11 protein-coding genes are annotated in these 14,905 nt (G+C 41.4%); 3 read left to right on the top strand and 8 right to left on the bottom strand.

Features of this window, described 5'->3' with window-relative positions; translation table 11 throughout:
• Positions 1-465: 465 nt before the first annotated feature.
• The 5 genes from MWM02_RS18370 to MWM02_RS18390 form a co-directional block, all read right to left on the bottom strand.
• The gene (locus tag MWM02_RS18370) at positions 466-2,973 is read right to left on the bottom strand and encodes a beta-mannosidase (protein ID WP_244402648.1); all 2,508 of its coding nucleotides are present in this window, start codon (positions 2,971-2,973) and stop codon (positions 466-468) included.
• Positions 2,974-3,086: 113 nt separating this feature from the next.
• Positions 3,087-3,917 carry a carbohydrate ABC transporter permease gene (locus MWM02_RS18375; RefSeq protein ID WP_244402649.1) on the bottom strand — a complete coding sequence of 277 codons (831 nt, stop codon included), beginning with the start codon at positions 3,915-3,917 and terminating at the stop codon, positions 3,087-3,089.
• Positions 3,904-4,782 (bottom strand): carbohydrate ABC transporter permease, encoded by an 879-nt coding sequence (locus MWM02_RS18380; RefSeq protein WP_042384216.1) that lies wholly within the window; start codon positions 4,780-4,782, stop codon positions 3,904-3,906. The genes MWM02_RS18375 and MWM02_RS18380 overlap by 14 nt, the downstream gene beginning before the upstream one ends.
• Positions 4,783-6,111 carry an extracellular solute-binding protein gene (locus MWM02_RS18385; RefSeq protein WP_244402650.1) on the bottom strand — a complete coding sequence of 443 codons (1,329 nt, stop codon included), beginning with the start codon at positions 6,109-6,111 and terminating at the stop codon, positions 4,783-4,785.
• A gap of 142 nt (positions 6,112-6,253) precedes the next feature.
• Complete coding sequence (locus MWM02_RS18390) at positions 6,254-7,324, bottom strand: BtaManbiosPhlase (RefSeq protein WP_064552744.1); 1,071 nt, start codon at positions 7,322-7,324, stop codon at positions 6,254-6,256.
• 621 nt (positions 7,325-7,945) lie between these two features.
• Between MWM02_RS18390 and MWM02_RS18395 the strand changes: the two genes are divergently transcribed.
• Positions 7,946-8,965 carry a substrate-binding domain-containing protein gene (locus MWM02_RS18395; RefSeq protein WP_064552745.1) on the top strand — a complete coding sequence of 340 codons (1,020 nt, stop codon included), beginning with the start codon at positions 7,946-7,948 and terminating at the stop codon, positions 8,963-8,965.
• A 297-nt stretch (positions 8,966-9,262) separates the two neighbouring features.
• Here MWM02_RS18395 and MWM02_RS18400 read toward each other — a convergent pair whose 3' ends face one another.
• The 3 genes from MWM02_RS18400 to MWM02_RS18410 all read right to left on the bottom strand — a co-directional run bounded on the left by MWM02_RS18400 (position 9,263) and on the right by MWM02_RS18410 (position 11,444).
• On the bottom strand, positions 9,263-9,760 hold the full coding sequence (locus MWM02_RS18400; protein ID WP_064552746.1) for a macro domain-containing protein: 498 nt from the start codon (positions 9,758-9,760) through the stop codon (positions 9,263-9,265).
• A gap of 137 nt (positions 9,761-9,897) precedes the next feature.
• Positions 9,898-10,086 (bottom strand): hypothetical protein, encoded by a 189-nt coding sequence (locus tag MWM02_RS18405; RefSeq protein ID WP_064552747.1) that lies wholly within the window; start codon positions 10,084-10,086, stop codon positions 9,898-9,900.
• Between the two features lie 26 nt (positions 10,087-10,112).
• Entirely contained in the window at positions 10,113-11,444 is a 1,332-nt protein-coding gene (locus MWM02_RS18410; RefSeq protein ID WP_064552748.1) for an MFS transporter, read from the bottom strand.
• 539 nt (positions 11,445-11,983) lie between these two features.
• Here MWM02_RS18410 and MWM02_RS18415 point away from each other — a divergent pair.
• Positions 11,984-13,771, top strand: a complete 1,788-nt coding sequence (locus MWM02_RS18415; RefSeq protein WP_244402651.1) for a sigma-54-dependent Fis family transcriptional regulator — start codon at positions 11,984-11,986, stop codon at positions 13,769-13,771.
• Positions 13,772-13,933: 162 nt separating this feature from the next.
• Positions 13,934-14,896, top strand: coding sequence for a 2-keto-3-deoxygluconate permease (locus MWM02_RS18420; RefSeq protein WP_064552750.1), 963 nt, complete (start codon positions 13,934-13,936; stop codon positions 14,894-14,896).
• Positions 14,897-14,905: the final 9 nt, after the last annotated feature.

Genomic DNA, 14,905 nt, shown 5'->3' on the forward strand with positions numbered 1-14,905 from the left:
TAATACAGTCCCTGATTTAAAGTATTATTCTGCAGAGCGAGTTCATCTATAAACAACCTCTAAAGATTACAACACTAAATTTTACATTACAAATACATTTAGTCAATCATTTTTTATTAATTTTGCTTTTTCAAGTTTAATGATTCGCCAAGTCCTAATTATTTGTGTCAAGCCTCTTTTCCCAGCCCAGCGGACTTAGAGCGCCGGCAAATAAAACCACTTTGTATCGCTTCTTTTTTACACAAAGTTCCGGACTTAATTGAAAGATAAACACCTCTTATTTCTCAAATTACGATCCATTATTATTAACATTACATAAATGAATGTAACGTTACAAAATATCTAGCATTCTTAAAAAATAGATAAGGCCGATCCCCCTTATTCATAATGTTGGCGTGCCGAAGCATAATTGCCCAATAATACAAACGGAAGCGCCTGTTGCTCAATTTCGGTGAAAACATCCGGTCAAGCACTGCCGTTGATGGCGGATACGCTTAAGCCTTCTAAAGAAACGGCTTGGCCATCTAAATGTCTAATCTTGATGATCTTTCGCTCCAAAGGAAGCAAGTCAAAGAAATTATCCGAAAAAACAATTTTCTCTCCCGGAAGTTCCAGTTTGACAAAACGGGCAAAACAATCCGTACGAATTGCTACTTCTTGTTTTTCCGGGATCACTTTTACTTGCAGCTTCGCTTTCGGGAGCTGGAGGTCCTTATGATTTCGCAAGTAATAATAATTTTCTTCTGCTTTTTTATTCAACGATTTTAAACGGACAACCACTTGTTCAGCGGGCTCTCCTTGCAACACCTCCGCTTCGGTCAAGGAAGCAATACGAAGCGAAACATTTCCCTTCACATGGATAAAAAATTCTTTGGAATACACTAGCTCGCCATTAAATCGAAATACTTCGAGCACCAGCGTATCTCTTACATCTTCCAATTGGTCATTCACAACCCATAAATGCAAATCATCGCCAGGGTCATGTTCAAGCGTATATACAAGCGGGGCATTAAATTTTTTGCTATAGTAATATGAAGCTTTCGGCAACAGGTAATAATCGATCATAGACCAGCTCGTGCCAGGCCAGCAGTCATTCAATTGCCAGATTAAAGCACCGCTTGTTTGCGGTTTATTGCGGCGGTAATGTTCCATTCCGTACTTTAAGCCTTCGGCCTGTGTGAGCATCGAATAATTCATGTATTCCTCTATATTTTTTGGAATGCCGGTATACCCTTCCATTAACAAAATCCCTTTTATATGATGGTAATCTTTATTCCGATACGCCAATTCATCGCTGCCCCAATAAAAAGTGCCCTCAGGCATATTTTTTTCCAGCGTATAGCGATTCGCAGAAGCATGCATGCCAAACTCGCTGCAAAACCGTGCGTGATCCTTTTTATAATTTCGAAACGAAACCCCCTCCACGCTGATGTTTTGCCCTAAATTTTGTCCGAATCTGCGAGGTTCTATATTCCCATGCCAAACTTGCCAATTATGACGGTCCCCTTCCTCTTCCGAATTGTGATCATTTCCGCCATATGGCGAGCTTGGCCAGTATAATCGAGAAGGATCTAGCTCTTCCAATAGTTCAGGAATTAACTCATGATAGATTTTTTCCCCGTAAAAAGGTGTATGAATGTTGCCAGCAGCACGCTCCACTTCATATAGCCAATCATTTTCGTTATTTCCACACCATAAAGCGATCGAAGGATGATTCCGCAGCCGCTTAACAACCGAAATCACTTCTTTGCGGACGTTTTCCATATAATCGCGGTTGTAATCCGGGTATAGCGCGCAGGCAAACATAAAGTCTTGCCAAACTAAAATTCCTTGGCGGTTGCATTCTTGATAAAAAACGTCTTTTTCATAAATCCCTCCGCCCCATACGCGCAGCATATTCATATTCGCTTCTTTTGCTAGTTGAATAAGATGACGGTAGCGCGATTCCGGCGCAGATCCTAAAAAGCTGTCAACAGGAATCCAGTTCGCCCCTTTGGCAAAAATCTCTACTCCATTTAACACAAAGGTAAACCGCCGATTTCCTTCGCGATCTCTTTGCATGACTTCAATCGTGCGAATCCCTATTTCTGTTTCGTATGTATCGAGAACTTCATCTTCCCATTTTAAAACGACCGCCAATTGATAAAGATGTGGTTCTCCTAAATCATGCGTCCACCAAAGTTTCGGATGGTCGATATTCAACGTAAGCGTCGCCCGATCTTTGTCCATATTTACAGCTCGGAAAAACTGTTGTTCTTGATCTTTTAACATAATTTCTGCACGTAACTGTTTTCCCCTGACAAAGTTTTTGGTGCAAATATCAATTTGCACAAGCGCCCGGGAATCTTGGATGTCCAGCGTTCTTGCATAAACACTTTCGATTTTGGCAATTTTTCTTTTTTCTAAGCGCACATCTTTCCAAATTCCTACCGTTAAAATTCGCGGTCCCCAGTCCCAGCCAAAATGATATTGAGCCTTGCGCGCCCATATGCGGTCTTTGTCAAATCCAGCCCAATAATTCTTCTCCTTATCCTTTAATTGATAGGAAACAGGATTAAATTTGACAGCTAAAACATTTTTTCCATTCACGATTTCCCTAGTAACATCAAAAGTATGAGAAATAAACATATTTTCCGTAGACCCTAATTCCACTCCGTTCAAATAAACCGTCGCAAAAGTATCTAAACCTTCAAAAATCAACTCCAGCCGTTCATCTGGATCTAAGCCATCTTTTTCAAATGTAAATTCGGTACGATACCACCAAACTTTTTCTTCGACCCATTTTGCTTTCAAATCATTATGGCCAAAAAAGGGATCATCAAGCAAATTTTTTTCTCGCAAAATCGAATGGACATCTCCTGGCACCTTTGCGGACATCCAAAAGTGATCAATATAGTTTGGATCGGCAATCGTCAAATCTCTTACCTGCCCGACATCGAAATACTGTATTTTCCAATTTTTATTGATTAACAAGATTTACTCCCCCCTCATTGCAAAGAAAAAGAGACCGAACCTTATTTATAGTTCGTAGGCGGTCTCTCATTTTATAAAAAATGTTTCTCGCAGCAAACCTCCTTGGACAACCATTACTTCAATACAAACTGCATTCCCTCTTTGAAGTTTTTGCTAAAGATAATGAACAGGATCAGAATTGGAAATGTCAATAATACAGAAGCCGCGTACATTGGTCCCGGATACGCTCCATATGGGCCAAACATTTGTGCGAGCAGTACGTTCAGCGTCAGCATTTTTTCATTGTTAACTACCAGCATATCCCATAAAAGTTCTACCCATCTTTCCATAAAGAGGAATAGGAATATAATCGTTGTGATGGACTTAGACATTGGCAAGACAATTCGCGCAATAATGGTTAATTGCCCTGCGCCATCCATTTTCGCCGCTTCAATTAACTCATCGGGTACGCTGCGGAAAAAGTTCGTATACATAAATATCGCCCACAAACTCACGGCTTTCGGCAGGATCATCGCCCAATACGTGTCGTACATTCCAGAATAACGAACAATCAAAAAGAGTGGAATCAACAGGATAACCGCCGGATAAAACATTTGAAACAAAATGACATTGTTGAGAAAACGGCTGCCTTTAAACTTTAATTTAGCTAAAGAATATCCTACTAGAATCGCCGTCACTAGCATGAGCACAGTAGAAGACAAGGTGACAAATATGCTGTTAAAGAAGGCGCGAAGCCATGGTCTCGGAACAACGCCATCCCCGCCAGTAAATAACCATTCATATGATCGCAGGGTCAACTTCGTCGGAATAATTTTACGATCAACTTGTTCCCATGGGGCTAAGGAGCTTAAAATCATATATAAATAAGGAAACACCATGATGATCAGAACAACAAAAGCCAATACGTATAACAACGCGGTCTTTAATTTCTTACTCCCAGCCATGTCTTGCACCCCACTTTTCTAAAACCTTTCTAAACACGAGAATCGACGCGAACGTTACAACAGAATTGATGATCGCTATTGCTGTCCCATATCCGGCATTTAATTTTTCGAATGCCTGATTATAAATTTCCAGCTGCCATGTATGTGTTGAATAATCTGGTCCTCCGCCCGTTAATACGTATGGTTCCGTAAAGATTCCAAACATTAAACCTACTGCTAAAATGGTGACGGTATAAAACGACGGATACAGCATGGGAACGGTTACGTGCCAAAACCTTTTCCATCCGACGGCGCCATCTATTTCAGCTGCTTCATAGATTTCTTTCGGTATGCTTTCTAAACCAGATAAAAACAACAACGCATAGTATCCCATGAATTTCCACGCCATCATAAGAGCGATGATCAACGGCGCTAAAATCGGGGAACCTAACCAATCAATGTCCAAACCGAAATAATGCCGAAAGAACGTGTTTAGTGGACTGTTATAAGATAATACCCCATTGACGACAATGGCAGAAGCCACTCCCGATGCCAAATAAGGCAAGAAATATCCTACCGAAAACAAACCTTTCAGCTTAGGCAAAGAATGGATAATCAAAGCTAAACAGAGTGATCCCGCAATAACGATAGGAACAAACATCAACATAAATTTATAAGTGACCCAAAACGCAGCCCGTACGCTCTTACTAAAAAACGCTTCGATAAAATTTTGCAGTCCGACCATTTCGTAATCAGGAGCAATTAAATTCCAGTTTGTAAACGCTAAATAAATGGCCCAACAAAGCGGAAACAGAAAAAATATGATGGAATAGATAAGGTATGGGCTGGCCAAAAGCCACCCCAACCTTGTCGTTCTTTTATTCATTTACTTTAACACCCCGTTAATGGCTTTCTTCATATCTCCCCAAGCTTTATCAGCCGTTTTTTGCCCTTTCACAACCGGATTTAACGCTTCTTTGCCGATTAATTCTTGAATTTCTACTGTTTTTTCATTATCCATAGGCGGAATCGCGTTTGGAATATTTTCCGCATATTGTTTTAATTGAGGATTTTCCGCAAGATAAGAGGCAAACGCTTCATTTGTTGATAAATCATCACGCGCAGGTGGCAAATTCGTTTGTTTGAACCAAGCTAAATCGTTATTTGCATCAGAATATACCCATTTAATAAAGTCGAACGCAGCTTGTTGTTGCTCTTTCGTAGCAGAAGCATAAATGACAAGGCCTTTTGTGTCCGCAAACGTTTTGACGTTGTTTGGATCTACATCATCTGGCACAGGCGGCAAAGATAAAACATAATTTTGCTTAAACTTCATTTCCGGGAATTTTTCCGCCCAATACGGGAATGTCCATGGCCCCAAATCGACCATAATGGCTGTCGCATTTTCAAACGGGTCGGTTGCTTCTCTCGTCAATAACAAATCGTTTTTACTTAAATCGCTAAAGAATTGAAGGGTTTTTACACCCGCTTCGTCATCCGCGACAAATCTATTTCCTTTTATAAAGTTGTTTCCATTCGAAGCTGCATTATATAACATAAAGAAATCAAACCATCTTGCCCACCATGTTGGTTTTACTAAATCAGCCCGCGCCCACAGAAATTTGTCAGGATATTTTTTCTTTAATTTTTTGCCAAGTTCAATAACCTCGCTGTATGTTTTTGGCGGCGCATCATACCCAAGCTCTTTTAGAACATCCATTCTCCAAGCAAACAACATCGCATTCGAGTAAATCGGCAAGACGTATTGATGGTTATCGGCAAACTTCCATCCTGAAATCGTTTCCTTCATTTGTCGCTTGCTAATTAATTCAGCAAAACCTTTAAATTCGTCTAACGGTACAATCGCATGGCTCGCAGCTAATTGGGCAGCAAAACCTCGAGAAATATTTTCGGAGATCACCGGGGCATGTCCCGACGCAATGGCGGATTGGATTCCCGCTTCAGAAGAAGGGCTTTCCGGCATTGGTGAAACCTTGATTTTCACATTTTTATGTTCTTTCATATAACCATCGGCCATCTTTTTCCAAAACGATTGCTGTGTCGGGTTAGGCGCGGCCCAGAAATCAATTTCAACAACGTTGTTAGCTCCATCCCCTTTTGCATTTTTCCCTTCATTTTGCCCTTGGCACCCCGTACCAATGAGAGCCACGGCAAGCAACGCGGCAATGAGTTTCGTAAACCCTTTCTTTTTCATGTTTTTCCTCCCCCTTTTTATGCACATTTAAACTAACATGCCTTTAATTTGAAAATTGGCATGGTTCTGCGCACTTTTCAGATAACCACACAGGCCAAACCCACTGCTTTGATGAAACATTTGGCCATGCTTCATTAGTTGTTTATCGATAAATTAATTTCGCCATTATTTCCTGCAGACTGAGTTCTGCGCCGGCAATGGATTCATCAGCCGCGCCATAGTAGATTCTAACGGTGTCTTCCTCTACAACTACACCGCAAGTAAACACTACATTCTCAAAGAATCCATTTTTTTCATAATCTTCTTCCGGTTCTAAAATAGGTTCTTCTGTTTTGGCGAGAATTTTGGTCGGATCATGAAGATCCAGCAGCACTGCTCCTAAACAATAGCGATGATTTTTATCAGCGCCATGATAAATCGCTAACCAGCCTTTCTCTGTTTTAAACGGGACTGCGCCTCCACCAATGCGGCCGCTATCCCATCCTTCTTCACTGAGGCCCAGCAAGTATTGATGATTTCCCCAATAAAGAAGATTATCGGATTCTGCAATCCAAATTTCAGGCCGGCCAATTCCTTTTGGCACCGGGCGATGTAATGCATAGTATTTTCCATTAATTTTTTCAGGAAAAATAGCGACATCTTTATTTTCAGGATGAAAAATTAATCCGAGACGTTCGTAAGTGACAAAATCTTTTGTCGATGCAAGACCTACACCAATCCCTTCAGCCGACACCGCACTATATTGGATATAATAAGTATCATCAATCTGGGTCACGCGCGGATCTTCAACTCCCCATGCTTCCCGTTCCGTTCCCGGATAGATGAAAGGGGTTTCATCAATGGTAAAGCGGCGGCCATCCTTACTACGGGCAATACGAATATACGACAAAGACGTCAAATAAGCGACTCTGCGATCCGAATCGTTGTAAAGGACAACTCGTGGATCGGAAAAATCAAACCTCGCGTCATCTTTATGCAGCTCGACAACTTTTAGTTTTCCTTCTCCGCTCGAAAAATCAACAACAGGAGCTTTGACAATCTTCGGATCTTTACTAATTGGGCGTTCAGCGACGCGAAGCAATAACAGCACTTCGCCATTGTACTGGGCGACCCCAGCGTTAAAAACCCCTATCACTTCATGGTCGCGATGAAATGGTTTCACATCGTTCGGAGTAATTAGCGGGTTTTCCAGAAAACGGTTGACTCTCACCATAAATCTCCTCCAACCTTTTCATTCACCAACATTGCAGTAGTCAAAAACTTTCTAAAACGTTAAAAGCGATGTTGACGCGCACTCCTTTTTTGAAAACGCTTTAAAATTGTCGCATAAAAAAGAGGCTGTACGATACTACGAATGGATTCAAATCTGTAACGTTACATTTTCTACTTGTAATTCCAAAATAATTATTTCATCTTTCAATATGATAGTCAATACCTTTTTCGCGAATTACATTACAAAATATTAAATGCTGTTAAACTTCTGTGAAAAATAAAAAACTTGCATGAACAAAAAAAGATATGTATATTACAAATGTAATGTAATCATGTATATTTGTAAGTTACATTACTTACATTGATTTTCATTGACTGGGAATCATCTAGAAATGCCGAAACAGAACCACTTTCTCATTATTGATTCCATAATCGTTTCTTTTCTTTCCAATTTCGTTTATTCTTATTACAATATAGTTAAATGGGATACTTGCTCTAAACAGGCATCGTTCCCTCTATGATACCGCTCAAGTGCAGTATGTTATCCTCTGTCTTTGGTTGGTTCATGCAAATATTTTTTATAACCTTGTATATGATGTTGCGAGAACAGCGGGTGTGGAAAATGAAAAAGAAAGTAACGATGCAAGATATTGCAGATCGATTAAATATATCGAAAAATTCCGTATCACAAGCATTAAGGGGAAAACAAGGAGTCAGCGAAGAAACGCGGAAACTGGTCAAACGCGTTGCCGAAGAAATGGGATACCAATATCCAGGAGAACGAAAGAAAAAGAAACAAGGAAAAACGGGGAACATCGGGTTAATCGCTTCGGATTTGACATTTTCCTTTAAAAATTTTTTTGGAGAAATTTATTTGAGCATTGAAAAAGAAGTAATAAAGCGAGGCATGAACTTGCACATTCAATCGGTCAACCAAGAACAGAAAGAACGGCTTATTTTGCCTTCATTTATCGAAAACAAAATGGTAGACGGCATCTTGATTCTTTCGCACATCAGCACAGAATACGTTAATAAAGTGATTTCAACCGGTATTCCGACGATACTTGTTGATCACCACCATCCCAATATTCAGGCAGATGCCGTATTAACAAATAACCGCTTTGGCGCCTACCTTGCCGTTCAGCATTTAATCGAGCTCAATCACCGCGACATCGCTTTTATCGGCAATATCGATTATTCGCCGAGTTATGAAGAACGATATGAAGGGTATTTACTTGCCTTGAAAGAACATGGAATTAAACCAAATGAAGATTTTATTTTCACAAACGCAGAAGAAAAAGAAGAAGTCGTGCTCCAATATATTCAACAATTAAAAAAACAGCCAACCGCGTGGTTTTGCGCCAATGACGGATTAGGATTTCTCGTTAATTCATGCCTGCAACAGCACGGCATTCAAGTTCCAGACCAAGCATCCGTGTGTAGCTATGATAACGGACAGCTGTCCAAAATAGCGAAACCAAAAACAACAACTGTCGACATTGATTTGGAACTGTATGGAAAAAGAGCAGTAGAACTACTGTTCTGGAGAATGGAGAATAAAAATGAACCGTTCCAAGAAATTCTGCTCTCATCCAAACTGATTAAAAGGGAGTCCACTGCATTAGCGCCAAAACAACTATGAAATGGGCAAAAACACAGCGCCAGGCGCTTATGCTAGCACTAAAAGCCTCTTATCCTTTAGCAGGAGGCTTTTTTTCTACATGTTTTGATCTTCGTTTTGTCCCCTTACTTCATTCCCATCTTACTTGTTTTGTATCATCCATCGCCCTTCCTTGTACACATCTTTGCGCATACTAAAGCCTAGCAGGCACGCTTGTCGGCGGAAATAGCCAGCGGGCATTCTTATTCAGCTGGAAAAAAAGCCGATACAAACACACCAAAGGAGCAGAACGCAAAAGAGGAAAACGCTCTGCTCCTTTTAGGAAAGGTTGCCTTTTTCAGCGAATAACGCGATAAACGCTTCGTCAATATCAACAACGATGAATTCAATGTCTTTCACCGGCTCCAGCACTTCTTTGAAAATGGCGGCGACTTTTGTTTTGTCCAAATTTCCTACCCCTGTTCCCAAAGCGGGAAGGGCCACTTTGTCAATTCCATGTTTTTGGCAATAATCGACTAAATTGTGTAAGCACGTTTTGACAATGTCATAAGAAGTTGCCCCTGTTGGCTCTTTCATCGTTACTAGATGAATAACGCGCTGAAACGGAAGGGTTCCCGCACGGGTGACATAAAGATCGCCGGGCTGCGGATTTTGTTCCTTGCAAACGTTGATCGCTTCTTCTTCAATCTCGCGGCCGCCGGCTTTGCGAATCGCGGCCGCCACTCCTCCCCCCATCGGGCCGATTCCGTTTGCCGCGTTGCAAATATATGAAACATCTTCAAGCTTGGTAATGTCCCCATGCACTGCTTTGATCACGGCTATCCCCCCCTCGTATATCGTCAGTTGCTATTACAATTGTAACATGCAAGCTATTATCTAAACAAAAAAATAATAAACAAACAAGCTACCCTGACAACAAGAGTAGCCTGCCATCTTCCCTTCTTCCGATGATACTATCCACGCGCTTCGATGATTGGTTCCAACGAATATTCTCCAGCCAAGTTCTTCGTGAATTTTTTTGCGATGAGGCGATAAGGGGCGCTGAGCGCTTGGGCGGTGGTCGATGTATTCCATGACGGTTTTGCGGCCAGTTGTTTTTTACATGTTTCCATCACTTCTTTAACAAAATAGCCTTTGACCATGTGACAAGCACCCATAAAATCTCCCGTCAGCTTTCCGGCTCGGCAGGCGCCTGTGGCTTTACCTTTCGCAAAAAGAAAATGCCAAGGAGCACCATCAACAGCAACGATCCCATCGCCAACCGATTGGCAATGTTTCCGTATGAATGGAGAAGGAGGGTAATGCTTCCATAAATCGCCGGACCGATGATGGCCGACACTTTTCCGGAAAAAGCGAACAGTCCGAAAAACTGCCCTTGCTTGTCTTTCGGAGAAAGTTCGACAATATATGTTCTCGAAGTGACCCACATCGCTCCTAAACTGACGCCGAACAAACTTCCAGCAAGCCAAAAAGAAAGCTTGGAAAAAGCAAACACCCCTATCGCCAGTGCAATGCACATCAAGATGCCGACATATAAAACCGCTTTTTTCGCCCCTTTGCTTCTCGTAATATAGCCAAAAAGAAAGGAACCTATAATGCTAGAAACCGTGGAAACTAAATACAAAAGGATAAATTCCCCCGCCGTAAACCCGGCAATGACCTTGGCATAAACGGACATGATGGCGATCGTCGTCGCTACAGCATCATTTAAAAAGAAATAAGCAATCATAAAAGTAAAAATGTGTTGGTACTTTTTCATTTCTTTCAACGTCGCATAAATATCCCGATAACCCGCAAAAAATCCAGTCTTCCGCTTTAGCGCAGCGGCTTCTTCTTTGACAAAGCAAAAAAGCGGTAAAGAAAAGAAGAGAAACAAAAGGGCGCTTGGAATAAAAGCCCGGTAGTAATCCTTTTCGCCAACAAACGGATACACGGCAAGCCCGACAAGCGTTCCGACATATCCGACGGCAACGCCAAAACCGGAGATAAGCGGAATTTCCTGTTTATTCCCTAAACTAGAGATCATGGAATCGTAAAAAACAAGGCTCGAATGGTAAAAAAACTTTGCTGCGACAAATAAAAGCACTATTATTACAAAAGACGCCGGCAACCCAAAAATGAAATTCGCATGATTCGAATATCCGGCAACGCCCATGAGCAAAGTCGCCGCAACCGAAAGAGCCGTAAATACCCCAAGCCATTTCTTTCTTTGCCCAGTCCGGTCAATCCATGTGCCGTATAAAGGAGAAAATACAACTAAAAAGAAAGAGGCTAACGCATTCGCATATGAAATAAACGTACTGGCGACCTGGTTCAAGCTCTCGCTTTTCCCCACCGTTTCCGAAACATAAAGCGGAAAAAAAATCGTATTCACATTTGAGGAAAAAATCGTATTCGCAAAATCATACAACGCCCACGATAAAACCGGCAAAGAAACATACAGTTTCCATCCCGGCTGCCTCTTTGTTTCAAAAGACAAGGCATCTTCTATCCTTTCCACTGCCTTTCCCCCATTCTTTCGATTATGGAACGGCCGGCAAACCCGCTTATTCAATATATAGATTACTTTACATATTTGGCGATTTTGTTTCGTTTATGTAAATTTTTACGAAAGAATGCCTCTCTGGCTTCCGAAAAATGATGCTTTGGATTTTTGTTAGAATATACATAAAATTTTAACAAATTTTTATGCATTTGTGTATTATCATTGTTTTCCGGCAATGAATGAAGGAAGAACATTACTGTAATCACAATGATATAAAGTTATCAAACAAAACACTACGAAATACTTGATCTTGGTTTTGAACTTTAAATGATGACAGGCACCGAGCCTAATGACTGACGGACATGATCAAGACCACGCACCGTCGGCAAAATAGTATTTCAGGACATTCGAGCATGGCAAGTCAATCGTCTGTTCTTCTCCAGTCACTAAGGTGACGCGTACGTTTATTCACTTCCAATGCACAGACACCAAAACCAAAAGTGAGCTATAATGAATGGTAGCAAAATACAAAACAAGATGGGTGATTGATAAACATGAAAATAAAAACGTTATTTATCGCTCCCTACCCTGGCTTAAAAGAATTAGCCTTAACTCTTGCCAAAGAGCAACAATCATTGGACATTACAGTTGTACAAGGAGATTTGCAAGAGGCTATTCCTATTGCGAAGCAATACGAAAAAGAAGATTACGATATCATTATCAGCCGCGGCGGCACTGCGCAGTTACTGCGCCAGCATACATCGCTGCCAGTCATTGAAATAAAAGTATCGGGCTACGACATATTACGTATACTAACATTAGTCAAAGACTATCACACAAACCTTCGGATTATCGGGTTTACTAACATATGCCAGGGATTTGTTTCTGTGTCCAATCTTTTAGGTGTTCATATTCCCTATACCATTATCCATGATCAGAAAGAGGTAGCTGAGGCCGTTCGGCAAGCGAAAGCCGAAGGCGCCCAAACCATTATCGGGGATACAATCACCTGCAAGACAGCCGAAGCAAACGGACTTCAGAGTATATTAATCACCTCAGGCAAAGAATCCGTCATTGAGGCATTTGAACAAGCAAAACAAACGTATCAAGCCATGAAAAACGCGGCGAAACAGGTAAAGTTATATAAACAATTACTGCAGAAAACAAAAATCCCTATAGCCATTTATAACGAAAATGGCACCATCCAGTTTGCCAGCTCATCCTTTCAAAAAATATTGGCATTTACGAAAAACGATTCAGATGAATCGTCAATTTATGCGTATTTTCCGTTTCTCGACAATGCGTACAAACAATTATGCCAAGAAATAGAACCTGTTGAAATACAGTATGCTTACGCAATCAATGATGAATGGGTGCAATTGCGGCAAGGATATCTGAAAACCGATCAAAATGAAAACCAATATTATTTGCGTTTTTCCGAAAAAGACGATAATCAAGAGGAATACAGCCTATCGGTTACCGCCATACAGCCCATTATGACATCATTTTCGCAAATTGTTGGAAACAGCCACCCCATCCAGACGGTTATTCATCAAGGAAAAAAAGCTGCGATGCATGATGAACCAGTAGCGTTATACGGAGAAAAAGGCACTGGAAAAAAGACGCTAGCTGGGATCATTCATTGTGAGAGCAAGCAAAAAGACGAATTTTTATTGCTCGTCCGCATCCTCGCAGATTATCGTGAGATTATCGACCATCTCAAATCCATTTTAGCTCATTCAGAAAAAGGGACATGTGTCTTACAAGGGGTCGAACATCTGCGATTAGAACATCAAGATGATGTAGCACAACTGATTCATGAGGCAAAAACGCGTACTATTTTTTTATTTGAGGACAGCCCAATTAATTTATTACGACAAAAAAAATTATCCACTCACATTTTTAAACAATTTAAACAAAACCAAATTCGGTTACCATCCTTAAAAGAATATATGGAAGATTTAGATGAATATGTTCGAAAGTTTATTGCCCAATATAACGTGAAATATGGAAAACAAATCGTAGGTGTACACGAAGAGGCGCTAAGGTGGCTGTATAGCCGCAATTGGAAAGACAACTTACAAGAACTAAGCCATGTGATCGAACAAGCCATTCAGGTTGCCAATCACGAATATATCAGTAAAGAAGATTTAAACAATATTTTTAAAAATATAGATGACTACCACCAACCGGGTTATTCATTCATTGATTTAAATAAACCGTTGGCCGAGATCGAAAAGGATATTATTTGGAAAGTACTTCAAGAAGAGGAAATGAATCAGACAAAAGCAGCAAAAAGATTAGGAATCAACAGAAGTACATTATGGAGAAAACTGAAATAATGTTGCATAATGCAACATTATTTCAGTTTTTTATTTACAAACCAAAAATATTGTTGATAAATAAAACAAAATTAAATAAAATGAAAATGTAAACGATTTCTATATTCAGATTTTATAAAATTGTTTCATTTTTAAACATGAGTGTAAGGGGGAGAAGGAGAAATGAAAATCAAGGCAATGTTGGATCGTATCCCAGGCGGAATGATGATCGTTCCGCTAATCTTAGGGGCAATCATCAACACATTGTTTCCGACCGCATCGAAGACATTCGGTTCATTCACAGGTGCACTGCTGACAGGAGCGTTGCCAATCCTTGCTGTATTCTATGTGTGCATGGGGGCAACGATTGATTTTAAAGCCACTCCGTATATCCTTAAAAAAGGAGGCGCGTTACTCCTCAGCAAAGTAGGCATCGCAGCAGTGGTCGGGATCATTGCCGCCCAATTCCTCGGGGAAGGGATGATCAGCGGAGGGGTATTTGCAGGTTTGTCAGTGTTGGCGATCGTAGCAGCCATGAACGACACAAACGGCGGGTTGTACATGGCGTTGATGGGACAGTTTGGCAGAAAAGAGGACGTCGCGGCTTATTCGATCATGAGTTTGGAATCGGGGCCGTTCTTGACGATGGTAACACTTGGGATAGCAGGACTTTCCGCATTTCCTTGGCAAACTTTGGTAGGAGCGATTTTGCCGTTGGTAATCGGGATGATTCTTGGCAATTTGGATCGGGAGTTACGCGAATTTCTCGGCCGCGCAGTTCCAGTGTTAGTTCCATTTTTTGCGTTCGCACTAGGGGCTGGGCTAAACTTGCAGAACGTGTGGAAAGCTGGACTCGCAGGAATTTTGCTAGGAATCGCGGTCGTGCTCGTAACGGGTACGGTGCTTTGGGTAGTTGACCGGTTGACAGGCGGCAATGGAGTAGCCGGACTGGCGGCCGCTTCGACAGCCGGCAATGCAGCGGGTGTCCCTGCGGCAGTTGCAGCAGCCAACTCTGCGTACGCTCCGGTAGCTCCCGCAGCCACTGCATTGGTCGCTTCCTGTGTCATCGTCACCGCCATCTTGGTGCCAATCGTCACTGCTTGGTGGGCAAAGCGGGTCGGGGCAGGCGACCAGGCAAACGTTTGATATACGGAG

The organism is Parageobacillus sp. KH3-4 (genome assembly GCF_022846435.1).
GTDB classification, from domain to species: domain Bacteria; phylum Bacillota; class Bacilli; order Bacillales; family Anoxybacillaceae; genus Parageobacillus; species Parageobacillus thermoglucosidasius_A.